The following is a 24,203-nucleotide window of genomic DNA, read 5'->3' as shown; positions in this document are numbered from 1 at the left end:
AGCGGTCCCGGACGGCTGTCCCGGATGGCAGGATGCAGCCATGGCGTTGACGGCACAGGTGAAGGACGAGCTCGCCCGTCTGAAGGTGGACAAGACGTCCTCACGGAAGGCCGAGGTCTCGGCCACCCTGAGGTTCGCGGGCGGCTTGCACATCATCTCGGGGCGGATCGTCATCGAGGCGGAGCTGGACACGGGCATCGCTGCCCGCCGGCTCCGGCAGGCGATCTCGGAGGTCTACGGGCACGAGAGCGAGATCATCGTCGTCTCCGGCGGCGGACTGCGCCGCGGCAGCCGGTACGTCGTGCGCGTCGTCAAGGACGGCGAGTCGCTGGCCCGGCAGACGGGTCTGCTCGACAACCGCGGACGCCCGGTGCGTGGTCTGCCGCCGCAGGTGGTGTCCGCGGGCGTCGCCGAGGCGGAGTCCGCCTGGCGTGGCGCGTTCCTCGCGCACGGCTCGCTCACCGAGCCCGGACGCTCGTCGGCCCTCGAGGTCACGTGCCCGGGACCGGAGGCCGCCCTCGCGCTCGTCGGCGCCGCCCGCCGGCTCGGCATCGCCGCCAAGGCTCGCGAGGTGCGCGGTGTGGACCGCGTGGTCATCCGCGACGGTGACGCGATCAGCGCGATGCTGGCGCGGCTCGGTGCGCACGAGACCATGCTGCTCTGGGAGGAGCGCCGCGTCCGTCGCGAGGTGCGCGGCACCGCCAACCGGCTGGCCAACTTCGACGACGCGAACCTGCGCCGGTCGGCCCGGGCGGCGGTTGCCGCCGGAGCCCGCGTCGAGCGCGCGTTCGAGATCCTCGGCGACGAGCTGCCGGAGCACCTGCGCGAGGCGGGCGAGCTGCGCCTCGCGCACAAGGAGGCCTCCCTGGAGGAGCTGGGCAAGCTCGCCGTCCCGCCGCTCACCAAGGACGCGGTGGCCGGCCGGATCCGTCGCCTCCTGGCGACCGCCGACAAGCGGGCGTCCGACCTGGGCATCCCCGACACCGAGGCCGGTCTGAGCCCGGACCTGCTCGATCTCTAGGGCCCCGAGAAAGGGTCTTTGGTCCCGGCGGACGGTGTCCGCGTGACCGTCGTCACGGGTATAGGGTCGTCTTATCCGATCGCCACACGTGCGTTCGTGCTGTGCTCAGGCCACGTGCCAGGCACGGTCCGGGTGGGCGGGGTAGCGGTCGGAACGCACAGCGGCGTGCGGAACCCATCGTCAACATGTGTGCGCCGGCCCCCCGTCGGCGCTGCCGAGGAGGGCAAGTGACCATCAAGGTCGGCATCAACGGCTTCGGCCGTATCGGTCGCAACTTCTACCGGGCCATCGTGGCGTCCGGTGCGGACATCGAGATCGTCGGAGTCAACGACCTGACGGACAACAAGACGCTCGCGCACCTGCTGAAGTACGACACGGTGCTCGGTCGTTTCCCGCTGAGCGTGAGCTACGACGACGACAACATCATCGTCGACGGCAAGAAGATCCGTGCCCTCGAGGAGCGCGACCCCGCGAACCTTCCCTGGGCCGAGCTCGGCGCGGACATCGTCATCGAGTCGACCGGCTTCTTCACCAACGCCGAGAAGGCCAAGGCGCACCTCGCCGCCGGCGCCAAGAAGGTCATCATCTCGGCCCCCGCGTCCAACGAGGACGCGACGTTCGTCGTCGGTGTGAACCACACGGACTACGACCCGGCCGCGCACAACATCATCTCGAACGCGTCGTGCACCACGAACTGCCTGGCGCCCGTCGCCAAGGCGCTCAACGACTCGATCGGCATCGAGCGTGGTCTCATGACCACGATCCACGCCTACACGGGCGACCAGAACCTCCAGGACGGTCCGCACAAGGACCTGCGTCGTGCCCGTGCGGCCGCGCAGAACATCGTCCCCACGTCGACCGGCGCGGCCAAGGCCGTGGCGCTCGTCCTCCCGGAGCTCAAGGGCAAGCTCGACGGCTTCGCGCTGCGCGTGCCGGTCATCACCGGCTCCGCCACGGACCTGACCTTCACCGCCTCGCGCGAGGTCACGGTCGACGAGGTCAACGCGGCTGTCAAGGCCGCCGCCGACGGCCCGCTCAAGGGCATCCTCGAGTACGTCGAGGACGAGATCGTCTCGAGCGACATCGTCACCAACCCGCACCAGAGCATCTTCGACTCGAAGCTCACCAAGGTGAGCGGCGACCTGGTCAAGATCATCGCCTGGTACGACAACGAGTGGGGCTACTCCAACAGCCTCGTGGCCCTCACCACGTACGTCGGCGAGCGTCTCTGACCTCGTCCATGCCTGACGACGAGCTTCACGACTGACGTCCAGCGTCCGCGTGCGCCCCGGCCCACCGGCCCCGGCGCACGCGGACGCTGTCGTGTCTGGGCCGCCCCACCGCTCGAGCTAGGAGAACAGATGAAGACCATCGAGGACCTCGGAGACCTGCGCGGCAAGCGCGTACTGGTCCGTTCCGACTTCAACGTGCCGCTCGACGGCACGACGATCACCGACGACGGCCGCGTGCGCGCCGCCCTCCCGACGCTCCAGGCACTGCTGTCCGCCGGCGCCCGCGTCGTCGTCACCGCCCACCTGGGCCGCCCCAAGGGCGCGCCCGAGGACAAGTACTCGCTCAAGCCCGTCGCCGACCGCCTCTCCGAGCTGCTCGGCCAGCCGGTCGCGCTGGCCAGCGACGTCGTCGGAGACTCCGCCAAGGCGACGGTCGCCGCGCTGCAGGACGGCGAGATCGCCCTGCTCGAGAACATCCGGTTCGACCCTCGCGAGACGTCGAAGGTCGACGAGGAGCGCGCCTCCCTGGCCGCCGAGCTCGCCGAGCTGGCCGACGTGTACGTCTCCGACGGCTTCGGTGTTGTACACCGCAAGCAGGCCTCGGTGTACGACGTCGCGCTCGTGCTCCCGCACGCGGTCGGCTCGCTCGTGCTCAAGGAGGTCGCGTCGCTGCGCAAGGCGACCGACGACCCGGCGCGCCCGTACGTCGTGGTCCTGGGCGGCTCGAAGGTCTCCGACAAGCTCGGTGTCATCGCGAACCTGCTGACCAAGGCGGACCGCCTGCTCATCGGCGGCGGCATGCTGTTCACGTTCCTCGCGGCCAAGGGCTACCCGGTGGGCAACTCGCTCCTCGAGGAGGACCAGATCGAGACCGTCAAGGGCTACCTGGCGCAGGCCGAGGCGGCCGGTGTCGAGATCGTCCTGCCCACGGACATCGTCGTCGCCGACGAGTTCAAGGCGGACTCCCCGGCCCTCGTCGTGGCCGCCGACGCGATCCCCGACGGCAAGATCGGCCTGGACATCGGCCCCGACTCGAGCAAGCTGTTCGCGAGCAAGATCGTGGACGCCAAGACGGTCGTCTGGAACGGTCCTGCCGGCGTGTTCGAGTTCGAGGCGTTCTCCGGCGGCACCCGTGCCGTGGCGCAGGCCCTGATCGACGCCGGCGCCAACGGCGGCTTCACCATCGTCGGCGGTGGCGACTCCGCCGCTGCCGTGCGGACGCTCGGCTTCGACGAGGCCGGGTTCGGACACATCTCGACCGGTGGTGGCGCGAGCCTCGAGTTCCTCGAGGGCAAGACGCTCCCCGGCATCGCGGTTCTGGAGGACTGATCGTGGCGACTCGCATCCCGCTGATGGCGGGCAACTGGAAGATGAACCTGGACCACCACCAGGCCACGCACACCGTGCAGAAGCTCGCGTGGGCGCTGCGGGACGGGAAGCACGACTTCTCCAAGGTCGAGGTGGCGGTGCTGCCGCCGTTCACCGACCTGCGCAGCGTGCAGACGCTGGTCGACGCCGACAAGCTCGAGCTCGTCTACGGCGCGCAGGACTGCTCGGCGTACCAGTCGGGCGCCTACACCGGTGAGATCTCGCCGGTGTTCCTGGCCAAGCTCGGCGTCACCTACGTCGCGGTCGGCCACTCGGAGCGTCGGCAGTACCACGACGAGTCCGACGAGCTCATCAACAAGAAGGTCCTCAACGCGCTGAGCTCGGGCATCGTCCCGATCCTGTGCGTCGGTGAGCCGCTCGAGGTCCGCAAGGCGGGCGAGCACGTCCCGCACACGCTCGCGCAGCTGGACGGCGCCCTGGCCGGTCTGACGGCCGAGCAGGTCAAGACGATCGTCGTCGCCTACGAGCCCGTCTGGGCCATCGGCACGGGCGAGACGGCGACGCCCGAGGACGCGCAGGAGCTGTGCGAGGCGATCCGCACGCGGATCTCCGAGCTGTACGACGCCGAGACGGCCGACGCGGTCCGCGTGCTCTACGGCGGTTCGGTGAAGTCGTCGAACGTCGCGTCGATCATGGCGAAGCCCGACGTCGACGGTGCGCTGGTCGGGGGCGCGAGCCTCGACCCCGACGAGTTCGCCGCGATCGCGCGCTACCAGTCGCACGCGGTCGGTCTCTGATCCGAGCGCGCGGCGTGGCCCCCGCTCGTTCCGGACCGTGACGGTCCGATTCGTCCGGGCGGGGGCCGTGCCGGTGGCATGGTGGCTTTGCGGCCGCTCGTCGCCTACCCTGTACCGCGGTCAACCGCAGCGTCGCAGGCCAGTCAGCCCGTGACGTGCCCTCCCCAGTAAGGAACCGACACCGACGTGGACGCCTTGCGTATCTCACTCCAGGTGCTGCTGGTGCTCACCAGCCTCCTGCTCATCCCGCTCGTCCTGCTGCACAAGGGCAAGGGCGGTGGCCTGTCCGACATGTTCGGCGGCGGCATCTCCAGCAGCGCCGGCAGCTCCGGCGTCGCGGAGCGGAACCTCAACCGCATCACGGTCGGGACGGCGCTCCTCTGGACGGTCATCATCATCCTGCTCGGTCTTCTCGAGCGCACGGTCTGAGGCGGTCGGCAATGGCGAGCGGAAGTGCGATCAGGGGGTCGCGAGTCGGAGCCGGACCGATGGGCGAGGCGGAGCGTGGCGACACCGCTCCCCGGATCTGGGTGTCCTACTGGTGTGCCAACGGGCACGAGACGCGTCCTAGCTTCGCTGAGGAGGCCGCGCTCGAGGCACCGCTGACGTGGGACTGCCCGCGCTGCGGGTTCCCCGCCGGCCAGGACCAGGCGAACCCGCCGTCCCCCAGCAAGAACGAGCCGTACAAGACGCACCTGGCCTACGTGAAGGAGCGGCGTTCCGACGAGGACGGCGCGGCGATCCTCGACGAGGCCCTGGCGGCACTGCGCGCCAAGCGCGGGGGCTGACCGACGGACCACGAAGGGCCCGGCAATGGCGCCGGGCCCTTCGTCATGTCCGGCGTCGTCAGTGGTGGTGCCCGTTCCGGCCGAGCGTGGTCTCGGGCGTCGCGCCGGGTCGCGTCCACTGCGGCGCAGGTCGACCCGTCCCGCCCCACGTTCCGTTGCCATCCACGTCGATGCGCCAGTACCAGCAGGGGCCGTCGCCCTCGGGCCAGCCGTCGGGGGTGTCCTGCCACGCCTCGCCGCGGCCGTAGGGCGTCATGTCGAGCAGGGCGAACGACCCGCTGGCCGGCTCGGTGCCGCGGCCCGTGGTGTCGTACGTCATGAAGACGCGGTCGCCGACGCGCAGGAAGCAGCTGAACATCCCCATGTCACCGCCGACGGGCGCGTCCAGCCCGCGCACGGAGAACCACGGCTGGGTGTAGCCCATGAAGGCCAGGTAGGGCTCGACCTCGTTCCACGGGCCCTCGGTGAGGATGGCGAACGAGACGCCCCGGGCGTTGAGGTAGACGGCGTCCCGCAGGTGCCAGGCCGACACCGTGCACCCCTCGCACTGCCCCTGGTGCGGCGCACCGTCGTGCCACATGTGCTTGTAGACGAGGAGCTCGTCGCGGCCCTGGAAGAGATCGAGGAACGGCACCGGACCATCCGGCCCCACGACCTGGGCCGTGCCGTCGAGCTCGACCATGGGCAGCCCGCGGCGAGCGGCGGCGATCGCGTCGCCCTCGTGGGTGTGCGCCTTCTCGCGGACGAGGAGCTCGTCGCGGGCGGCCTGCCAGGTGGCGAGGTCGACGACGGGCGGGCGGGCACTCGGCTGGGTGGGCGTGGTCGTCATGGTTGTCCTCCGGTGTCGCGGTACGAGTGGCGTCGTTCTACGACGTCCACCCGTACCGACTTTCGACACGGTCGGACCACATCGCAACAGGAAGGGCGGTCAGAGGACGCGCAGCAGGGCGAACCCGTCGTAGCCCTTGGCGCCCACCGTCTGGATCACGGTCGAGTCGACGCTGGGGTTGTCCGTGAGCAGGTCGACCATCGTGCGCACGCCTTGGACCCGCCCGTCCGGGTGGTCGGGGTCGAGGACCCCGCCGCCGCGCACGACGTTGTCGACGATGATCAGCGACCCGGGGTGCGTCAGCTCGAGCGACTGCCCGAGATACCGCGGGATCGACTCCTTGTCGGCGTCGATGAAGACCAGGTCGAACGCCTCGGTGCCGTCGGCGATCAGCCGGTCGAGCGTCTCGATGGCCGGTCCGACGAGCACCTGCGTGACATCGCCGAGCCCGGCGCGCTCCAGGGAGTCCGCGGCGACCGCGGCGTGCTCCGGGGAGATCTCGAGCGTCGTCAGCGACCCGTCCGCCGGCAGGGCGCGGGCGAGCCAGACGGTGCTGTACCCGCCGAGCGTGCCGATCTCGAGGATCCGGCGCGCGCCGACGGCCTGGGCCACGAGGTGAAGGAGCTTGCCCTGGTTGGGGGCGACGGCGATGTCCGGCAGCCCGGCGGAGACGGCGCTCGCGCGCGTGTCCACGAGCGCGACGTCCTCGGGCACGAGGACGCCGAAGTAGTCGTCGACGGCCGTCCAGAGGTCCTTGGCCAGCCCGGCGGGCGGGGCCTCGGCCGTGGCGAGCGCGGCCGTCGCTGCGGCGTCGACCAGCCAGAGGGTGCGCTCGGTGCCCACGGCGCCCGCCGCGGGCATCACGGTCACCGACGCACCGCCGAGGGCGGACGCGACCGCGTCGGCCTTCTCGGCGCCTGCGGCCACGACCCACACCTCACGGGCGGCCCGGATCGCGTCGAACGTCAACGAGACCCGCAGCGGCGGCGGCTTGGGGGAGCCGTGCACGCCGACGGTCGTGGAGTACTGGGCACCGAGCGCCTCGTGACCCGGGAACAGCGACGCCACGTGCCCGTCGGGTCCCATGCCGAGCAGCAGGACGTCGAACGCGGGGTCGCCGGCCGCCGCCAGCTCCGAGGCGTACAGGGACGCCGACACCTCGGGCGTCGGGACCTCGTCGCTGAGCGCGGGCATCGGGTGCACGTTCTCGGCGGGCAGGGCGTCGCCGAGCGCGTCGATGAGCGCCTCGCGCGCCTGGGTCTCGTTGCGGTCGGCGTGGCCGTCCGGCACGAACCGCTCGTCGCCCCACCACAGGTGCACGCCCGACCAGTCGACGGCGTCGCGCACCGGACTCGCCGCGACGGCACGCAGCGAGGCGATGCCGACGGTGCCGCCGGTCAGGACGACGTGCAGCGGCGACCGGTGCGACTGGAGGTCGACCAGGCGCGTGAGCAGACGTGCGGCCACCGCCTCCGCGAGGACCTCGGCGGAGGGGTGGACCACGACGTCGCGGGGAGCGTGCGCGGGGAAGCGCGGGCCGGTCACGCCTGGAGCCTCGCAAGCCCCTTCTGCAGCACCTCGCCGTAGACCTCGTCGGCGTCGAGGCGCCGCAGCTCCTCCGCCAGGCACTCGCGCAGCTGGCGGATGGGCAGGGCGATGCGGTGCTCCGGCTGGTCGGGCTGGTGCAGCGCGGCCGTCTTGCCGTCGGGCCGGTCCAGGACGATGTCACCGGAGGTCCGCTCGAGCCGGACCTGCGTGATGGCGAGCGCCTCGCTGACGCGCTCGATCTCCACCGGGCAGCGCAGCGACTGCGCCAGCCAGGCGGCCATGAGGTCGACCGACGGGTGGTTCGACTGCCCGACCACCACGGCCTTGTGCACCGGCTCGAACGGCGGCTGGTCGAGCGTCGCCGCGATGAGGCCGCGCCAGAGGGTTGCGCGGGTCCAGGCGAGGTCGGTGTCTCCCGCGACGTAGGTCTCTGCCAGCTGCTTGAGCGTGGCCGACGGGTGCAGCACCTGCGTCGAGTCGGTGATCCGTCGGGTCGCCATGCGACCGATCGGGTCCTCGGCCACGTTGGCGGGCACCTCGTACGGCCACCAGGCCACGATCGGGGCGTCGGGCAGCAGCAGAGGGATCAGGAGCGTGTCGAGGTGCCGCTCGAGCGCGCCGGACGGGCGCAGGACGAGCACCTCGCTGGCACCCGCGTCGCCGCCGAGCCGGATCTGCACGTCGAGGTTCGACTCCTTGTCGGCCACGTCGTTCGCGATGACGATGACCCGGCACGGGTGCTCGCGGCTGGCGTCGTTCGCGGCCTCGATCGCCTCCTCCGGGTCGTGGTCGCCGACGGACACGACGAGCGTCAGGACCCGGCCGAGAGCGATCGCCCCGCCTTCGTCACGCTCCTTGAGCAGCCGCTTGTTGACGTCACGGGTGGTCGTCGCTGGCATCTCGATGATCATGGCCGTCTCCAGGCTCGTCCGTCGCGCGCCATCATCTTGTCCGCCGACTCGGGTCCCCAGGTGCCCGAGCGGTACTGGTCGGGCTTGCCGTGCGCCGCCCAGTAGGCGGTGATCGGGTCGAGCACCTTCCAGGAGAGCTCGACCTCCTCGTGCCGCGGGAACAGGGGAGGGTCGCCGAGCAGGACGTCGAGGATCAGCCGCTCGTAGGCCTCGGGGGAGGACTCGGTGAACGCGTGGCCGTACCCGAAGTCCATCGTGACGTCGCGGACCTCCATCGCGGTCCCCGGCACCTTGGCGCCGAACCGGAGGGTGACACCCTCGTCGGGCTGCACGCGGATGACCAGCGCGTTCTTGCCGAGCTCCTCGGTCGCCGTGGACTCGAAGGGCAGGTGCGGGGCGCGCTTGAAGACGACGGCGATCTCGGTGACGCGTCGGCCCAGGCGCTTGCCGGTGCGCAGGTAGAACGGCACCCCGGCCCAGCGGCGGTTGTCGATGTCGACGCGGATCGCGGCGAACGTCTCGGTGGTGGACTCCTTGTCGAAGCCCTCCTCCTCGAGGTAGCCGACGACCTTCTCGCCACCCTGCCAGCCGGCCGCGTACTGCCCTCGCGAGGTGTGCTTGCCGATGTCGCGGGGGACCTTGACCGCCGAGAGGACCTTGATCTTCTCGGCGCGCAGGCCGTCCGCCTCGAACGACGCGGGCTCCTCCATCGCCGTGAGCGCGAGCAGCTGCATGAGGTGGTTCTGGATGACGTCGCGCGCCGCGCCGATGCCGTCGTAGTACGACGCCCGCCCGCCGATGCCGATGTCCTCGGCCATCGTGATCTGGACGTGGTCGACGTAGTTGGCGTTCCAGATCGGCTCGAACAGCTGGTTGGCGAAGCGCAGCGCCAGCAGGTTCTGCACCGTCTCCTTGCCCAGGTAGTGGTCGATCCGGAAGATGTCGTCGGGGTTGAAGACGTCCGAGACGATGTCGTTCAGCTCGCGCGCGCTGGCCAGGTCGTGACCGAACGGCTTCTCGATGACGACGCGGCGCCACGTGCCCTCGGCCGGCTGCGACAGGCCCGACCGGGCGAGCTGCTTGCACACCACGGGGAACGAGCTCGGCGGGACCGAGAGGTAGAACGCGTGGTTGCCACCGGTGCCGCGGTTCACGTCGAGCTCCTCGACGGTCTCCCGCAGCCGGTCGAACGCGTCGTCGTCGTCGAACGTGCCCTGCACGAACCGGATGCCCTCGGCCATCTGACGCCACGTCGCCTCGCGGAACGGCGTGCGGGCGTGCTCGCGGACGGAGTCGTGCACGATCTTCGCGAAGTCCTGCGTCGCCCAGTCACGCCGGGCGAAGCCCGTGAGCGCGAACCCGGGCGGGAGCAGCCCGCGGTTGGTCAGGTCGTACACGGCCGGCATGAGCTTCTTGCGCGCGAGGTCACCGGTGACCCCGAAGATCACGAGGCCGCAGGGCCCCGCGATCCGCGGGAGTCGTCGGTCCCGTGCGTCGCGGAGCGGGTTGTTCCCGGCGCTGACCTTGCTGGGGCTCACCTGGCGTCTCCCGACTCGATCTGCTTCGCGGCGGCCGCGAGGCCGTCGGACACCGTCGAGAGCAGCTGTCCCCACGCGGTGGTGAACTTCTCGACGCCCTCGTCCTCCAGCTGCTGGGTGACCTGGTCGATGTCGATGCCCAGGCCGCCGAGCCGGTCGATGACCGACTGCGCGGCCTCCTGTGTCCCGGTGACCGTGTCGCTGCCGTCGCCGCCGTGGTCGGCCACGGCCTTGAGCGTGGCCTCCGGCATGGTGTTCACGACGCCCGCGACGACCAGCTCGTCCACGTAGAGCGTGTCGGGGTAGGCCTTGTCCTTGACGCCGGTGGACGCCCACAGCGGGCGCTGCGGATGGGCGCCGGCCGCGGCGAGCGCGCGCCAGCGGTCCGAGGCGACGACCTCCTCGAAGACGCCGTAGGCGAGCCGGGCGTTCGCGATCGCCGCGGTCCCGCGCAGGCCCGCGGCCTCGGGGGTGCCGAGCTCGTCGAGGAGCGGGTCGATCGCGGTGTCGACGCGGGAGACGAAGAACGAGGCCACGGACGCGATCGGCGCGAGGTCGTGCCCGGCGGCCGCTGCGCGCTCTAGGCCGGTCTCGAACGCGTTGAGGACCGCGCGGTACCGGTCGAGCGAGAAGATCAGCGTGACGTTGACGCTGATCCCCTCGGCGAGCACGGCGGTGATGGCCGGGAGACCCTCGACCGTCGCGGGGATCTTGATGAAGACGTTGGGCCGGTCGACGGTCGCCCACAGCGACTTCGCCGACGCGATGGTGGCATCGGTGTCCTTGGCGAGCCGCGGGTCCACCTCGATGGAGACGCGCCCGTCGACGCCGTCGGTGCGGTCGTACACCGGGCGCAGGACGTCGGCCGCCTGCCGCACGTCGTCGGTCGTGATGGTGAAGACCGCGTCGTCCACGTCGCTGACGCCTGCGGCCACGAGCTCACGCAGCTGGGCGTCGTAGGCGTCGCCCTTGGACAGGGCGGCGGCGAAGATCGACGGGTTGGTGGTCACACCGACCACGCCGCTGTCCGAGACGAGCTCGGCGAGGTTCCCGGTGCGCAGTCGCTCGCGCGACAGGTCGTCCAGCCAGATCGCGACTCCCGCGTCCGCCAGCCGTGCCAGAGGGGTGCTGTTCCGTGCCATGGTCGATCCCCTTCATCCGAGCGCCGGCCCCGGTCGACCCGGGGCCGGCGCGTCCGGTCAGACTCAGACCTGCTGGTCGCCCGTGCCGCTCGCGAGCGGCAGCCCGGGTGTGTTGGCGGGGCCGCTGTTCGCCGCCGCGATGGACTCGTGCGCGGCCGCGACGACGTGCTCGGCCGTGAAACCGAACTCCTCGAACAGCTTCTCCGCCGCGGCCGAGGCGCCGTAGTGCTCGATGGACACCGACCGGCCGGCGTCGCCGACGATCTTGTGCCACGAGAGCGCGATGCCGGCCTCGACGGAGACGCGGGCGCGCACCGTGGACGGCAGGACCGATTCGCGGTACGCGTTGTCCTGCTCGGCGAACCACTCGAGCGACGGCGCGGACACGACGCGCGTGGCCACACCGGCGGCCTCGAGGATCGTGCGGGCCTCGACGGCGAGCTGGACCTCGGAACCCGTGGCGATGAGGATCACCGACGGCGTGGGCTTGCTCGCCTCGAGGAGCACGTACGCACCGCGCGCGACGCCGTCCGCGGACGCGAAGCCGTCCTCGCCGCGGGGGAACGTCGGGACGTTCTGCCGGGTGAGGATCAGGGCGACGGGGCCGGTGGTGTGCTCGAGCGTGGCCTTCCAGGCCGCGGACGTCTCGTTGGCGTCGGCGGGCCGGACGACCGTGAGGCCGGGGATCGCACGGACCGCGGCGAGGTGCTCGATCGGCTGGTGCGTCGGGCCGTCCTCGCCGAGACCGATCGAGTCGTGCGTCCACACGTAGACGGCCGGCACACCCATGAGCGAGGCGAGCCGAACGGCCCCGCGCATGTAGTCGCTGAACGTGAAGAACGTGCCGCCGTACGGCCGGGTCAGGCCGTGCAGCCGGATGCCCGACAGGATCGAGCCCATCGCGTGCTCGCGGATGCCGAAGTGCAGCGTGCGGCCGAACTGGTCGCCGGCGAACTCGGTGGTGGAGCGCTTGGCCGGGAGGAAGGACGGCTCGCCCTTCATGGTCGTGTTGTTCGAGCCGGCGAGGTCGGCCGAGCCGCCCCACAGCTCGGGCAGCACCGAGGCGAGCGCCGAGAGGACCTCGCCCGAAGCCGCACGGGTGGCCACCGACTTGCCGGCGGGGAACACGGGAAGCGCGTCGGTCCAGCCGTCGGGCAGCCCGCCCGCGACGAGCCGGTCGAGCAGGGCGGCGCTGTCCGGGTTGGCGGCGCGCCAGGCGTCGAACGACTCCTGCCACGCGGCCTTGACCGGCGCGGTGCGCTCGCTCAGCCCACGCGTGTGCGCGAGCACCTCGGGGTCCACGTCGAAGGACCGGTCGGGGTCGAACCCGAGGACCTCCTTCAGGCCGCGCACGGCGTCGCCGCCGAGCTTGGAGCCGTGCGCCGAGTGCTCGTTCGTCTTGCCGGGCGTCGGCCACGCGATCAGCGTGCGCAGGCCGATGAACGACGGGCGGTCCGTCACGGCCTTGGCGGCCTCGATCGCGGCGTGCAGCGAGTCGACGTCCTCGACATAGCCGTCGGGCCCGGCGGTCCAGTCGACGAACTGCGTGTGCCAGCCGTAGGCCTCGTAGCGCGCGACGACGTCCTCGGTGAACGCGATCTCGGTGTCGCCCTCGATCGAGATGTGGTTGTCGTCCCACAGCACGATGAGGTTGCCCAGCTCCTGGGTGCCGGCGATCGACGACGCCTCGCTGGTGACGCCCTCCTGCAGGTCGCCGTCGGAGGCGATGACGAACACGAAGTGGTCGAACGGGCTGGTGCCCGGTGCCGCCTCGGGGTCGAGCAGGCCGCGCTCACGGCGGGCGGCCATCGCGAAGCCGACCGCGGACGCGAGGCCCTGACCGAGCGGGCCGGTCGTGATCTCGACGCCGGTCGTGTGCTTGTACTCGGGGTGGCCGGGGGTCTTGGAGCCCCACGTACGCAGGGCCTCAAGGTCGGACAGCTCGAGCCCGAAGCCCGCCAGGTAGAGCTGGATGTACTGCGTGAGGCTGGAGTGGCCCGCCGACAGGATGAAGCGGTCCCGTCCTAGCCAGTGGGGGTCGGCAGGGTCGTGCCGCAGCACGTTCTGGTAGAGCAGGTAGGCGGCGGGGGCCAGGCTGATCGCCGTCCCCGGGTGGCCGTTGCCGACCTTCTCGACGGCGTCTGCGGCCAGGACACGGACCGTGTCCACCGCCTTCACGTCAAGATCGGTCCAACCGACCGTCTGCGCCAGGGGAGCCTTCGCGTTCACCGCACCTCATTCCCACCCTGACCGAGGCGGCCGGGTGACGTGTCGGACGAGATCAAGCAGCCACAACGGGCTGCCGGGCAGGGTCGGCGTCGCGCCTTCGCGGCGGTCGTCGGACCGTGCATCTCGACCTTATAGCGCACGTGACCATGCTCGCCGGGCGTGACCAGGACCGCGCATGTGCCGGTGGTCACGTACCCGCCCGAGCGACCGATCTCACACGTGGTCCGCGACGAATCGGGCGGGCCTGTCGCACCGGCGCCAGGTGCAGGCCGTAGCATGGCTGCGCGACATAACCCCCGCCGGACACGAACGGAAACCGCAGCGCGTGCGCCTCAGCAGCCCTCTGTCAGTCGAAGACGCCGGAGCGTCGGACGACCAGGCCGCTGTCGGCCCGCTGCACGGCTCGCCGGCGGTCACCACGTCCGTCCCGACGAACCGGGTCCGCCGTGTCGTCGGCCCCTACGTCGCGCTGACCAAGCCGCGCGTGATCGAGCTGCTGCTGGTCACGACCGTCCCGACGATGATCCTCGCGGCCGGTGGCTGGCCGGGGCTCGGGCTCGTGCTCGCGACGCTCGTCGGCGGTGCCGCGGCTGCCGGGTCGGCCAACGTCCTGAACTGCTACCTCGACCGCGACATCGACAAGATCATGAACCGCACCAAGCGGCGTCCGCTGGTCACCGGCGAGGTCAGCCCGCGGGCGGCGCTGATCTTCGGGACCGCGCTCGGCGTGTTCTCGCTCGCCTGGCTGTGGCTCGTCGTCAATCCCGCGTCGGCCTGGCTGACCGCGGCCGCGATCCTGATCTACGTCGTCGGCTACACCATGATCCTCAAGCGTCGTACCCCGCAGAACATCGTGTGGGGCGGCGCCGCGGGGTGCATGCCGGTGCTGATCGGCTGGTCCGCGGTGACCGGTGGCCTCTCGTGGACGGCCGTGCTGCTGTTCGGCGTCATCTTCTTCTGGACGCCGCCGCACTACTGGCCGCTGTCGATGAAGTTCAAGAAGGACTACGCCGCCGCGGGCGTCCCGATGCTCCCGGTCGTCGCCAAGGACACCAAGGTCGCGCGGGAGATGATCGGCTACACGCTGGCGATGATCGCCTGCTCCCTGCTGATCTGGCCGGTGCAGGGCATGACCTGGGTCTACGGGGTCGTCGCGACCGGGCTCGGCATCTGGTTCCTGTGGACCAACATCAGCCTGCTGCGCCGCGCCGAGGACCCCACCCGCGGCAAGCTCAAGGCGATGACCGTCTTCCACGCGTCGATCACCTACCTCACGCTGCTGTCGATCGCGCTGGCAGTGGACGTGTTCCTGCCGCTCTGACGCCGTGACGACCATCGAGGTCTCCCTCGAGACCTATCTGGCCCACCTCACCGTCGAGCGGGGCCTGTCCACCAACACGCTGCTCGCCTATCGGCGCGACCTCTCCCGGTACGTCGCGTTCCTCGCCTCCCGCGGCTGCGACGACCCGGGGCTGATCCGTGAGCGCGACGTCGAGGACTACCTCCTGGCCGTCCGGACGGGAACCGATGGACGGACCGCATTGTCGGCGTCGTCGGCTGCTCGGTCGGTCGTGGCCGTGCGGGGGTGGCACCGGTTCCTGCTGCTGGACGGCGTGACCGGCACGGATGCCGCCAGCGCGGTCCGTCCGCCGGCGCAGCCCAAGCGCCTGCCCAAGGCGATCTCCGTCGACGACGTCGAGCGGCTGCTGGACGCGGCCGGGCTGGGCGACGGACCCGTCCCGCTGCGCGACCGGGCGCTGCTCGAGCTCGTCTACGGCACCGGCGCCCGCATCTCGGAGGCTGTCGGCCTCGACGTCGACGACCTCGACCGGACGCCCGGGTTCGCGTCGGTCAGGCTGTTCGGCAAGGGCCGCAAGGAGCGGGTCGTGCCCGTCGGCACGTTCGCGCTGGAGGCCGTGGACGCGTACCTGGTCCGCGGTCGGCCGGGGCTGGCGACCGGCAGCAAGGGCGGGTCGCCGGGGCTGTTCCTGAACACGCGCGGTGCGCGGCTGAGCCGGCAGAGCGCCTGGGCGGTGCTGCGGTCCGCCGCCGAGAGGGCCGGGCTCGCCGGTGCGGAGCACGTGTCCCCGCACACGCTGCGGCACTCGTTCGCGACGCACCTGCTGGCCGGCGGCGCGGACGTGCGGGTGGTCCAGGAGCTGCTCGGGCACGCGTCCGTGACGACCACGCAGATCTACACGCTCGTGACGCCGGACACGTTGCGCGAGGTGTACGCCGCGTCCCACCCCCGCGCCCGATGAGCGTTGTGGCGCCCACGGTCTGTCGCGCGGCGCCGGGGGCATCGGCTCCGGTAGGTTGTGCGGCGTGGTGAGCCAGCAGACGACCGACCCCCAGCTCGACGCCGTCGGGCGGCCGATGCCTGAGTTCCCGGACCCCGCTCCGCTCGCCTCGCACGGTCCCGCCCGTGTGATCGCCCTGTGCAACCAGAAGGGTGGCGTCGGCAAGACGACCACCACGATCAACCTGGGTGCCGCGCTCGCCGAGTACGGGCGCAAGGTGCTGATCGTCGACTTCGACCCGCAGGGCGCCGCGTCGGTCGGCCTGGGGATCAGCCCGCACGAGCTGGACCGAACGGTCTACAACCTGCTCATGGAGCGGGACGCGGACATCCACACGCTGATCCAGCAGACCGCCACGCCGAACCTGGACCTGCTGCCCGCGAACATCGACCTGTCCGCCGCCGAGGTGCAGCTGGTGGGGGAGGTGGCCCGGGAGACGGTGCTGGCGCGCGCGCTGCGACCGGTCCTCGACGACTACGACGTCATCTTCATCGACTGCCAGCCGTCGCTGGGCCTGCTCGCGGTGAACGCCCTGACCGCCGCGCACGGCGTCCTCATCCCGCTCGAGTGCGAGTTCTTCGCGCTGCGCGGCGTCGCGCTCCTGGTCGAGACGATCGACAAGATCCGCGACCGGCTCAACCCTCGTCTCGAGCTCGACGGCATCCTGGCGACGATGTACGACCCCCGCACGCTGCACGCCCGCGAGGTCGTCGCGCGGGTGCACGAGGCGTTCGGGGACGCGCTCCTGCACACGGTCATCAGCCGCACGGTGAAGTTCCCCGACGCGACGGTGGCCGCCGAGCCCATCACCACGTACGCCCCGACGCACTCCGGTGCGGCGGCCTACCGGCAGCTGGCACGTGAGCTCGTCGCCCGTGGCGACGCCGCCTGACGAGCGCGCGGCCCCGCTCTCCGAGTCGACCCCGGGTGCGAGCGCGCCCGCGGGGACCCAAGCCTTCAACGTCCACCTGAGCAACTTCAGCGGGCCGTTCGACCTGCTGCTGGGCCTGATCGCCAAGCACAAGCTCGACATCACCGAGGTCGCGCTCGCGCAGGTCACCGACGAGTTCATCGGGTACCTGCGCGCCGCCGAGAAGGAGTGGGACCTCGGCCAGGCGAGCGAGTTCCTGGTCATCGCCGCGACGCTGCTCGACCTCAAGGCGGCCCGCCTGCTGCCGTCGGCCGACGTCGAGGACCAGGAGGACATCGAGCTCCTCGAGGCCCGCGACCTGCTGTTCGCCCGACTGCTGCAGTACCGCGCCTACAAGCTCGTCGCGGCCGACCTGGCCGAGCGGTTCTCCACCGAGGGTCGCCGGTTCCCGCGCCTGGTGACGCTCGAGCCGCACCTCGCCGCCCTGCTGCCCGAGCTCGTCTGGCAGATCGGTCCCGAGGAGCTCGCCGCGCTCGCCGCGAAGGCGGAGCAGCCGCGGGCAGCCGCGCCCGGCGTCGACATCAGCCACCTGCACGCACCGGCCGTCAGCGTGCGCGAGCAGGCCGCGGTGCTCGTCGACCGGCTGCGGCACGGCGGCGCGATGTCGTTCCGTGCCCTGACTGCGGATGCCGACGCGACGATCGTCGTCGTGGCCCGCTTCCTCGCGCTGCTGGAGCTGTTCCGTGAGGGTGCCGTCGCGTTCGACCAGGTCACGCCCCTGGGCGAGCTGACCGTGCGCTGGACGGGTTCGGCCGAGGGGGACATCGAGGTGTCCGACGACTTCGACCAGCTCGACACCACCATCGAGACCGTGCCCGACGAGGCGCCGCAGGAGGACGCATGACAGAGCCGACCACCGACGAGGCCGTCGTGGCCGCTGCAGACCCCGGGGTCGACGCCGCTGCCGCCGACGAGCTCGCCTTCGACGTCGACGACCTGCCCGGCGGCGCCCTGTCCGCCCTCGAGGCCGTCCTCATGGTGGCCGACGAGCCGATCCCGGCCATCCGCCTCGCCACCGTCCTCGCGCTCCCGACGGACCGCGTCGAGCAGCTGCTCCAGACGCTCGCCGCCGAGTACCGCGGCGAGCACGGTGGCCGTCCCCGTGGCTTCGAGGTGCGGCGGGCCGGCGACGGGTGGCGGATCTACTCGGCACCGGTCTACGCGGACGTGGTCGGCCGGTTCGTGCTCGACGGCCAGACCGCGCGGCTCACGCAGGCCGCGCTGGAGACCCTCGCGGTGATCGCGTACCGACAGCCCGTCACGCGCGGGCAGGTCTCGGCGGTGCGTGGCGTGAACGTCGACGGCGTCGTGCGCACCCTCACCACCCGCGGGCTGGTGGCCGAGGTCGGCACCGACCCGTCGAGCGGTGCGGTCCTGTACTCGACCACGGGATACTTCTTGGAGCGGATGGGGCTGTCCAGCCTGGACGAGATGCCTCCGCTCGCGCCCTACCTGCCGGACATCGATGCCTTCGACGGCGTCGACCAGGCGATCGGAGACAGATGATGACCCCGCAGGCACCACGCTCGGGAGGTACCGGGTCGACCGGCGGACGGTCCGGAGGCTCGAGCTCTGGTCAGGGCCGCAGCGGCGGGTCGGGCGCGAGCCGCAGCGGCGGCTCGAAGCCCAGCTCCGGCGGCTCGCGCAGCTCCGGCTCCGGCAGCAGCGGCGGCGGCTCGCGCGGCGGAAGCTCCGGCGGCTACCGCGGCTCGGGCGGCGGCGAGGGCTACCGGGGGAGCACGGGCGGCGGCGACGGCTACCGCAGCAGCGGTGGGTCGGGCGGCGGCTCGTCGCGCGGTTCTACCGGCGGCGGCGCCTCGCGGGGCGCGGCCGGGACCGGAGGTTCGTCGCGTGGTGGGGCGAGCACCGGTGGCTCGTCGCGCGGTGGTGCTCCGAGCTCGTCGCGCGGTGGTGCTCCGCGCGCGAAGTCGGGCTACCCGCGCAGCAGCGCTCCGGCCGGCGCCAGCCGGTCCCGCACCCCGGCACGACCGCCGCGCCAGCGCGTCCCCGAGGTCACGATCGACGTCCACGACCCCGACGGCGTGCGCCTGCAGAAGGTGCTCGCCGCGGCCGGCCTCGGCTCGCGCCGCGCCTGCGAGGACCTCATCTCGGCCGGTCGCGTGACCGTCGACAACAACGTCGTCCGCGAGCTCGGCGTGCGAGTCGACCCCCTGAGCGCCGTCATCCACGTCGACGGCCTGCGCGTGCAGCTGGACACCTCGATCGTCACGATTGCGCTGAACAAGCCCAAGGGCGTCGTCTCGACGATGCACGACCCGGAGGGCCGCCCGTCGATCGGCCAGTACGTCCAGGACCGCACCGAGCGCCTGTTCCACGTCGGCCGGCTCGACGCCGAGACCGAGGGCCTGATCCTGCTGACCAACGACGGCGAGCTGGCCAACCGGCTGGCGCACCCGGCCCACGCGGTGCCCAAGGTCTACCTGGTCCAGCTCGAGGGTCGCGTCACCAACTCCCTGGGCGGCCGCCTTCTCAAGGGCATCGAGCTCGAGGACGGGCCGGCCAAGCTGGACAAGTTCCAGATCGTGCAGACGACCCCGCAGGCCAGCCTGGTCGAGGTCGAGCTGCACGAGGGGCGCAACCGCATCGTCCGGCGCATCTTCGAGGAGGCCGGGTACCCGGTCACCGGCCTGGTCCGCACGCAGATCGGCCCGATCCGGCTCGGCGACCTGAAGACCGGCCGCACGCGCGTCCTGTCGAAGACCGAGGTGGGCTCCCTGATGGTTCGGGTGGGCATGTGACCCTGGCGACCCGTGGGCCGGTGCGCATCGTCGGCACCGGGCTGCTCGGCACGTCGGTCGGGCTCGCCCTGACCACCCAGGGCGTCGACGTCGTCCTGCACGACCCGTCCCGCACGGCGCTGGCGCTCGCCCGCGACGTCGGTGCGGGACGCCCCGCGTCTGCCGGCGACCTGCCGCCCGCGATCATCGTCGTCGCCGCCCCGCCGGACGTCACCGCCGACGTGGTGCGCGCCGAGCTCGAGGCGTATCCCGACGCGGTCGTGACCGACGTCGCCAGCGTGAAGGGCTACGTGCTTGCCGAGCTGCGCGCCGCCGGGGCCGACCTGACCCGGTACGTCGGCTCGCACCCGATGGCCGGCCGTGAGCGGTCCGGTCCGAGCGCCGCGGTGCCCGACCTGTTCCTCGGACGACCGTGGGTGATCGCCGACTCGGGTTCGTCGCGACCCGACGCCGTGCTGGCGGTCCGCTCGCTCGCCGTCGACCTCGGCGCGGTGCCGGTGGCGATGGACGCGGACGCCCACGACGCCGCCGTCGCGGCCGTCTCGCACGTGCCTCAGGTCGCCGCGAGCCTGGTGGCCGCACGCCTGCGCGACGCGGACGACGAGGCGCTCGGCCTGGCCGGGCAGGGCCTGCGGGACGTCACGCGCCTCGCCGCCTCGGACCCCGCGCTGTGGACCTCGATCCTGGCGGCGAACGCGGCCGCGGTGCACGAGGTTCTCGTCGGGCTGCGCACGGACCTCGACGCCGTGATCGACGCCCTCTCGCACGCCGCGAAGGCGGACGGACCCGAGACGGTCGAGCTCGGAGCGCTCTCCGCGATCGCGCGGGCCATCAGCGAGGGCAACGCCGGCGTCGCGCGGATCCCCGGCAAGCACGGTGGGGCGCAGCGCACGTACGCCGTGGTCACCGTGCTCGTGCCGGACGCCCCGGGCGAGCTGGCACGGCTGCTCACCGACGTGGGCGTTGCAGGGGTCAACCTCGAGGACCTGCACCTCGAGCACGCGGCCGGACGACCGGTCGGCATGGCGGAGATCTCGGTGCTGCCCGGCAGCGTCGAGCACCTGGAGGCGGAGCTCACGGCCCGCGGTTGGAGACTGGTGAGTTGAGCACGACCGTTGTCGTGGCGATCGACGGGCCCTCGGGTTCCGGCAAGTCCAGCGTGTCCCGGGCCGTGGCGAGCGCCCTCGAGCTGGCCTATCTGGACACCGGCGCGATGTACCGCGCGGCCACCTGGTGGTGCGTGGAGCAGGGGCTGGACCTGACGGACCACGCCGCGGTCGCCGCCGCGGTGGACGGGTTTCCTCTGGTCATGGGCCTGGACCCCGCGCACCCGACGGTGCACGTGGGCGGCGTCGACGTCCACGAGGCGATTCGGACGACCGAGATCACCGCCGTCGTCAGCGCGATCGCGACGAACCTCGAGGTGCGCGCGCTCCTGGCCCGGCTGCAGCGCGACGCCATCGCGGCCTCGAAAGAGCCCGACTCGTTCTCGCAGGGGCGGGGGATCGTCGCGGAAGGTCGCGACATCACCACCGTGATCGCGCCCGACGCCGACGTGCGGGTGCTGCTGACCGCGAGCGAGGAGGCCCGGCTGGCCCGCCGCGCTCGCGACGTCCACGGCACGGCCGATGCCGCGGCGGTCGAGGCCACCAAGGACCAGGTGCTGCGCCGCGATCGCGACGACTCGACGGTCGTGCAGTTCCACGTCGCCGCCGACGGCGTGGTGACGGTCGACTCGTCGCACCTGAACTTCGAGGAGACGGTGCAGGCGGTGCTGGAGGTCGTCGAGACCGAAGTCGGCCCTCGGCCGTGAGCGCCCCGTCGGTGTGGGGGCCGCGCTGGTCCCGGTGGATCGGCAGGTTCCTCGCGCGCGTCGTCTGGAACACGACGGTCACGGGTGCCTCGAAGGTGCCCACGACCGGGCCCGTGCTCATGGCCGCGAACCACACCGGCATCCTCGACGGCCCGCTGCTGCACGGAGTCGCGCCGCGGCCGTCGCACGTGCTCGTCAAGGAAGAGATGTTCTGGGGACCGATCGGGTGGATCCTGCACGCCGCCGGCCAGATCCCCGTGGACCGCGAGGGTGGCCGGACCGCCCTGACGGAGGCGCTGGGCGTGCTGAAGCGCGGCGGACTCGTGGGCGTCTTCCCCGAGGGCAACCGCGGCCGCGGTGACGCGACGAGCGCGCGGGCCGGCATCGCGTGGCTCGCGCTGAACGGGCACGCACCGGTCGTGCCGGTCGCGGTGCTCGGCACGCGACGGACGGGGGAGTCCGTGAACAAGATCCCGGGGTTGCGACGACGCCTCGCGATCGAGTTCGGCGAGCCGCTGGTCATCGAGCGCGCGCCCGGGATGTCCGGCAAGGTCGCCATCGAGGCGGCGAACGAGGCGATCCGGATCGCGCTGGCGGAGGTCGTCGCGGCCGCCGTGGCGCGCTCGGGCATCCCGCTGCCCACCGACGACCCTCAGCGCGAGCGGAGCGGCACGCCCGAGTAGGGTGCCCGGCATGGACGACTCCCTGTACGCCGGGAGCGCCCGCCACTACGGCGTCGGGCGGATGGCCTACCCACCGCAGCTCGCCGACGTCGTCCGCGACGCGCTCGGGCTCGACGGGTCCGGCCGGCTCCTCGACGTGGGCTGCGGGCCGGGCTCGCTCACGCTGCTGCTCGCACCGCTGGTCGAGCAGGCGGTCGGCGTCGACGCGGACCGCGACATGCTGCACGAGGCTGACGCCGCGGCGTCGCGCGCGGGCGTCACGAACGTGGAGTGGCGTCACCTGCGGGCTGAGGACCTGTCCGCCGAGCTCGGCATCTTCCGGGTGGTGGCCTTCGCGCAGTCCTTCCACTGGATGGATCGCCCGCTGGTCGCGCAGAAGGTCCGCGGGCTGCTCGATCCGGCGGGGGCGTGGGTGCACGTGAGAGCGATGACCCACCGCGGCGTGCCCGGTACCGCCGGTGCGCCGCCCTGGGACCTCGTCGACGAGCTCGTCGTCCGCTACCTCGGCCCGGTGCGCCGCGCGGGCAGGTCGGTGCTGCCCGACGGCACGGCCGGTGGCGAGGAGGACGTGATGAGAGCGGCCGGCTACCGGGGGCCGCGACGCATCGAGATCGCGCGCGGAGATCTCGTGGAGCGGTCCACCGACGAGGTCGTCGCGGCCGTGCTCTCCCTGTCCAGCTCGGCCCCGCACCTCTTCGAGGACCGGCTGGCGGCGTTCGAGTCCGACCTGCGCGCGCTGCTCGGACGAGCCTCGCCGGAGGGCCGGTTCGTGGAGCGCACGGTGGACGTCGAGCTCGTGATCTGGACCCCGTGAGCGCCGGGGTCGTCCCGCGGTGCCAGCACCTGGGACAATGGGCGCATGACCGAGACTGATCCTGCCCTGGTGCTGCCCGACGAAGAAGGCGACGCCCAACGCGAGCAGGCTCTGCGCGCCGGCCTGACCGAGTACGAGCTCGAGGACGAGGACCTTGCCCTCCTGCACTCCGACGAGGACGGGGACGGCGCCGACGAGCGCGTCGTCGTCTACCCGGTGCTGGCCGTGGTCGGCCGCCCGAACGTCGGCAAGTCGACCCTCGTCAACCGCATCCTCGGCCGCCGCGAGGCCGTCGTCGAGGACAAGCCGGGTGTCACCCGCGACCGCGTGAGCTACCCCGCCGACTGGTCGGGACGCCGGTTCACGCTCGTGGACACCGGTGGCTGGGAGGTCGACGTCGCCGGCATCGAGGCGCGGGTCGCCCAGCAGGCCGAGGTCGCGATCTCGCTGGCCGACGCCGTGATCTTCGTCGTCGACGCGACCGTCGGCGTGACCGAGACCGACACCCAGGTCGTGCGGCTGCTCCGCCGCTCGGGCAAGCCCGTCGTGCTCTGCGCCAACAAGGTCGACGGTCCCGCGGGCGAGGCCGACGCCGCGAACCTCTGGTCCCTGGGCCTGGGGGAGCCGTTCCCGGTCTCCGCCCTGCACGGCCGCGGCACCGGCGACCTGCTCGACGCTGCGATCGACGTGCTGCCCGAGGTCTCCGCGCACGGCACCCCGATCCCCGACGGCCCGCGCCGCGTGGCCCTGATCGGCCGCCCGAACGTCGGCAAGTCGTCGCTGCTCAACAAGGTGCTCGGCTCCGAGCGCGTCGTCGTCGACTCCGTCGCCGGCACCACGCGGGACCCCGTCGACGAGCTCGTCGCGCTCAAGGGCAAGCCCTGGGTGTTCGTCGACACCGCCGGCATCCGGCGCCGCGTGCACCAGACCTCCGGTGCCGACTTCTACGCCTCGCTGCGCACCCAGGCCGCGATCGAGAAGGCCGAGGTCGCCGTCGTCCTGGTCGACGCGTCCGTGAAGATGACCGAGCAGGACACGCGCGTGATCTCGCAGGTCATCGAGGCCGGCCGCGCCCTGGTCATCGCCTACAACAAGTGGGACCTCATGGACGAGGACCGTCGTCCGTTCCTCGAGCGCGAGATCGAGCAGGACCTGGTCCAGGTGACCTGGGCCCCGCGCGTGAACATCTCCGCGATGACCGGCTGGCACACCGACCGCCTGGTCCCCGCCCTGGAGAAGTCCCTGGCGTCCTGGGACACCCGCATCTCGACGGGCCGCCTGAACGCGTTCCTCGGCGAGCTCGTCGCGTCGCACCCGCACCCGCTGCGCGGCGGCAAGCAGCCCCGCATCCTGTTCGCCACCCAGGCATCCACCCGCCCTCCGCGCTTCGTGATCTTCGCGACGGGCTTCCTCGACCCCGGCTACCGCCGGTACATCGAGCGTCGCCTGCGCGAGACGTTCGGCTTCGAGGGCACGCCGATCTCGATCTCGGTGCGCGTCCGCGAGAAGCGCAAGCGCTGATCGGCCGATTGCGTGCAG

The 24,203-nt window shown here is 72.0% G+C and carries 23 protein-coding genes; 17 read left to right on the top strand and 6 right to left on the bottom strand.

Translation table 11 applies throughout. The features are described from left to right. Positions 1-40: 40 nt before the first annotated feature. The 6 genes from whiA to AC1DZC_RS03460 all read left to right on the top strand — a co-directional run bounded on the left by whiA (position 41) and on the right by AC1DZC_RS03460 (position 5,167). A complete protein-coding gene (whiA, locus tag AC1DZC_RS03485) occupies positions 41-1,021 on the top strand; it encodes a DNA-binding protein WhiA (RefSeq protein ID WP_477039003.1) in 981 nt (326 codons plus the stop codon). 227 nt (positions 1,022-1,248) lie between these two features. Beyond that, positions 1,249-2,253 (top strand): type I glyceraldehyde-3-phosphate dehydrogenase, encoded by a 1,005-nt coding sequence (gene gap / locus AC1DZC_RS03480; protein ID WP_477039002.1) that lies wholly within the window; start codon positions 1,249-1,251, stop codon positions 2,251-2,253. A gap of 129 nt (positions 2,254-2,382) precedes the next feature. Beyond that, positions 2,383-3,582, top strand: a complete 1,200-nt coding sequence (locus tag AC1DZC_RS03475) for a phosphoglycerate kinase (RefSeq protein WP_477042257.1) — start codon at positions 2,383-2,385, stop codon at positions 3,580-3,582. Between the two features lie 2 nt (positions 3,583-3,584). Next, the gene (gene tpiA, locus AC1DZC_RS03470; RefSeq protein WP_477039000.1) at positions 3,585-4,379 is read left to right on the top strand and encodes a triose-phosphate isomerase; all 795 of its coding nucleotides are present in this window, start codon (positions 3,585-3,587) and stop codon (positions 4,377-4,379) included. A 186-nt stretch (positions 4,380-4,565) separates the two neighbouring features. Continuing rightward, positions 4,566-4,808, top strand: coding sequence for a preprotein translocase subunit SecG (gene secG / locus AC1DZC_RS03465; protein WP_477038999.1), 243 nt, complete (start codon positions 4,566-4,568; stop codon positions 4,806-4,808). A gap of 11 nt (positions 4,809-4,819) precedes the next feature. Beyond that, positions 4,820-5,167, top strand: a complete 348-nt coding sequence (locus tag AC1DZC_RS03460; RefSeq protein WP_034608687.1) for an RNA polymerase-binding protein RbpA — start codon at positions 4,820-4,822, stop codon at positions 5,165-5,167. A gap of 58 nt (positions 5,168-5,225) precedes the next feature. Here the strand turns inward: AC1DZC_RS03460 and AC1DZC_RS03455 are convergent, their stop codons facing one another. The 6 genes from AC1DZC_RS03455 to tkt all read right to left on the bottom strand — a co-directional run bounded on the left by AC1DZC_RS03455 (position 5,226) and on the right by tkt (position 13,364). Further along, positions 5,226-5,996 carry a DUF899 family protein gene (locus tag AC1DZC_RS03455; RefSeq protein ID WP_477042256.1) on the bottom strand — a complete coding sequence of 257 codons (771 nt, stop codon included), beginning with the start codon at positions 5,994-5,996 and terminating at the stop codon, positions 5,226-5,228. A 99-nt stretch (positions 5,997-6,095) separates the two neighbouring features. Then, entirely contained in the window at positions 6,096-7,541 is a 1,446-nt protein-coding gene (gene pgl, locus AC1DZC_RS03450; RefSeq protein WP_477042255.1) for a 6-phosphogluconolactonase, read from the bottom strand. Next, on the bottom strand, positions 7,538-8,455 hold the full coding sequence (locus tag AC1DZC_RS03445) for a glucose-6-phosphate dehydrogenase assembly protein OpcA (protein ID WP_477038996.1): 918 nt from the start codon (positions 8,453-8,455) through the stop codon (positions 7,538-7,540). The genes pgl and AC1DZC_RS03445 overlap by 4 nt, the downstream gene beginning before the upstream one ends. Beyond that, positions 8,452-9,993, bottom strand: coding sequence for a glucose-6-phosphate dehydrogenase (gene zwf, locus AC1DZC_RS03440; protein ID WP_477042254.1), 1,542 nt, complete (start codon positions 9,991-9,993; stop codon positions 8,452-8,454). The genes AC1DZC_RS03445 and zwf overlap by 4 nt, the downstream gene beginning before the upstream one ends. Next, positions 9,990-11,135 (bottom strand): transaldolase, encoded by a 1,146-nt coding sequence (gene tal / locus AC1DZC_RS03435; protein ID WP_477042253.1) that lies wholly within the window; start codon positions 11,133-11,135, stop codon positions 9,990-9,992. The genes zwf and tal overlap by 4 nt, the downstream gene beginning before the upstream one ends. Before the next feature lie 63 nt (positions 11,136-11,198). Further along, positions 11,199-13,364: a transketolase gene (gene tkt, locus AC1DZC_RS03430; RefSeq protein WP_477042252.1), complete on the bottom strand. Its 2,166-nt coding sequence runs from the start codon at positions 13,362-13,364 to the stop codon at positions 11,199-11,201. Positions 13,365-13,758: 394 nt separating this feature from the next. On the opposite strand from tkt, the gene AC1DZC_RS03425 reads away from it, so the two are divergent. The 11 genes from AC1DZC_RS03425 (at position 13,759) to der (ending at position 24,185) form a co-directional block, all read left to right on the top strand. Then, positions 13,759-14,685 carry a heme o synthase gene (locus AC1DZC_RS03425; protein WP_477039271.1) on the top strand — a complete coding sequence of 309 codons (927 nt, stop codon included), beginning with the start codon at positions 13,759-13,761 and terminating at the stop codon, positions 14,683-14,685. 4 nt (positions 14,686-14,689) lie between these two features. Then, positions 14,690-15,625 carry a site-specific tyrosine recombinase XerD gene (locus tag AC1DZC_RS03420; protein WP_477042251.1) on the top strand — a complete coding sequence of 312 codons (936 nt, stop codon included), beginning with the start codon at positions 14,690-14,692 and terminating at the stop codon, positions 15,623-15,625. 115 nt (positions 15,626-15,740) lie between these two features. Continuing rightward, the gene (locus AC1DZC_RS03415) at positions 15,741-16,556 is read left to right on the top strand and encodes a ParA family protein (protein WP_477042452.1); all 816 of its coding nucleotides are present in this window, start codon (positions 15,741-15,743) and stop codon (positions 16,554-16,556) included. Beyond that, complete coding sequence (locus tag AC1DZC_RS03410) at positions 16,540-17,439, top strand: segregation and condensation protein A (protein ID WP_477042250.1); 900 nt, start codon at positions 16,540-16,542, stop codon at positions 17,437-17,439. The genes AC1DZC_RS03415 and AC1DZC_RS03410 overlap by 17 nt, the downstream gene beginning before the upstream one ends. After that, the gene (gene scpB / locus AC1DZC_RS03405; RefSeq protein WP_477038991.1) at positions 17,436-18,101 is read left to right on the top strand and encodes an SMC-Scp complex subunit ScpB; all 666 of its coding nucleotides are present in this window, start codon (positions 17,436-17,438) and stop codon (positions 18,099-18,101) included. The genes AC1DZC_RS03410 and scpB overlap by 4 nt, the downstream gene beginning before the upstream one ends. Beyond that, positions 18,098-19,354: a pseudouridine synthase gene (locus tag AC1DZC_RS03400; protein WP_477042249.1), complete on the top strand. Its 1,257-nt coding sequence runs from the start codon at positions 18,098-18,100 to the stop codon at positions 19,352-19,354. Before scpB ends, AC1DZC_RS03400 begins: the two co-directional genes overlap by 4 nt. Beyond that, the gene (locus AC1DZC_RS03395) at positions 19,351-20,460 is read left to right on the top strand and encodes a prephenate dehydrogenase (RefSeq protein ID WP_477042248.1); all 1,110 of its coding nucleotides are present in this window, start codon (positions 19,351-19,353) and stop codon (positions 20,458-20,460) included. Before AC1DZC_RS03400 ends, AC1DZC_RS03395 begins: the two co-directional genes overlap by 4 nt. Continuing rightward, positions 20,457-21,167: a (d)CMP kinase gene (gene cmk, locus AC1DZC_RS03390; protein ID WP_477042247.1), complete on the top strand. Its 711-nt coding sequence runs from the start codon at positions 20,457-20,459 to the stop codon at positions 21,165-21,167. Before AC1DZC_RS03395 ends, cmk begins: the two co-directional genes overlap by 4 nt. After that, on the top strand, positions 21,164-21,850 hold the full coding sequence (locus tag AC1DZC_RS03385; RefSeq protein WP_477042246.1) for a lysophospholipid acyltransferase family protein: 687 nt from the start codon (positions 21,164-21,166) through the stop codon (positions 21,848-21,850). Before cmk ends, AC1DZC_RS03385 begins: the two co-directional genes overlap by 4 nt. Positions 21,851-21,860: 10 nt before the next feature. Continuing rightward, positions 21,861-22,664: a class I SAM-dependent methyltransferase gene (locus AC1DZC_RS03380; protein WP_477042245.1), complete on the top strand. Its 804-nt coding sequence runs from the start codon at positions 21,861-21,863 to the stop codon at positions 22,662-22,664. A 45-nt stretch (positions 22,665-22,709) separates the two neighbouring features. After that, the gene (der, locus tag AC1DZC_RS03375) at positions 22,710-24,185 is read left to right on the top strand and encodes a ribosome biogenesis GTPase Der (protein WP_477042244.1); all 1,476 of its coding nucleotides are present in this window, start codon (positions 22,710-22,712) and stop codon (positions 24,183-24,185) included. Positions 24,186-24,203: the final 18 nt, after the last annotated feature.

It is taken from the genome of Cellulomonas sp. P2_B4, from assembly GCF_056404795.1.
Note: the sequence above shows the minus strand (reverse complement) of the source record. Positions and strands in the feature narration are given on the sequence as shown.

Bases quoted from the DNA above. Each gene is read 5' to 3' on its own strand.
- tal (WP_477042253.1), bottom strand. From the start codon at position 11,135: ATGGCACGGAACAGCACCCCTCTGGCACGGCTGGCGGACGCGGGAGTC.
- scpB (WP_477038991.1), top strand. From the start codon at position 17,436: ATGACAGAGCCGACCACCGACGAGGCCGTCGTGGCCGCTGCAGACCCC.
- AC1DZC_RS03445 (WP_477038996.1), bottom strand. From the start codon at position 8,455: ATGATCATCGAGATGCCAGCGACGACCACCCGTGACGTCAACAAGCGG.
- AC1DZC_RS03400 (WP_477042249.1), top strand. From the start codon at position 18,098: ATGATGACCCCGCAGGCACCACGCTCGGGAGGTACCGGGTCGACCGGC.
- AC1DZC_RS03460 (WP_034608687.1), top strand. From the start codon at position 4,820: ATGGCGAGCGGAAGTGCGATCAGGGGGTCGCGAGTCGGAGCCGGACCG.
- whiA (WP_477039003.1), top strand. From the start codon at position 41: ATGGCGTTGACGGCACAGGTGAAGGACGAGCTCGCCCGTCTGAAGGTG.
- AC1DZC_RS03380 (WP_477042245.1), top strand. From the start codon at position 21,861: ATGGACGACTCCCTGTACGCCGGGAGCGCCCGCCACTACGGCGTCGGG.
- der (WP_477042244.1), top strand. From the start codon at position 22,710: ATGACCGAGACTGATCCTGCCCTGGTGCTGCCCGACGAAGAAGGCGAC.
- AC1DZC_RS03415 (WP_477042452.1), top strand. From the start codon at position 15,741: ATGCCTGAGTTCCCGGACCCCGCTCCGCTCGCCTCGCACGGTCCCGCC.
- AC1DZC_RS03475 (WP_477042257.1), top strand. From the start codon at position 2,383: ATGAAGACCATCGAGGACCTCGGAGACCTGCGCGGCAAGCGCGTACTG.
- AC1DZC_RS03455 (WP_477042256.1), bottom strand. From the start codon at position 5,996: ATGACGACCACGCCCACCCAGCCGAGTGCCCGCCCGCCCGTCGTCGAC.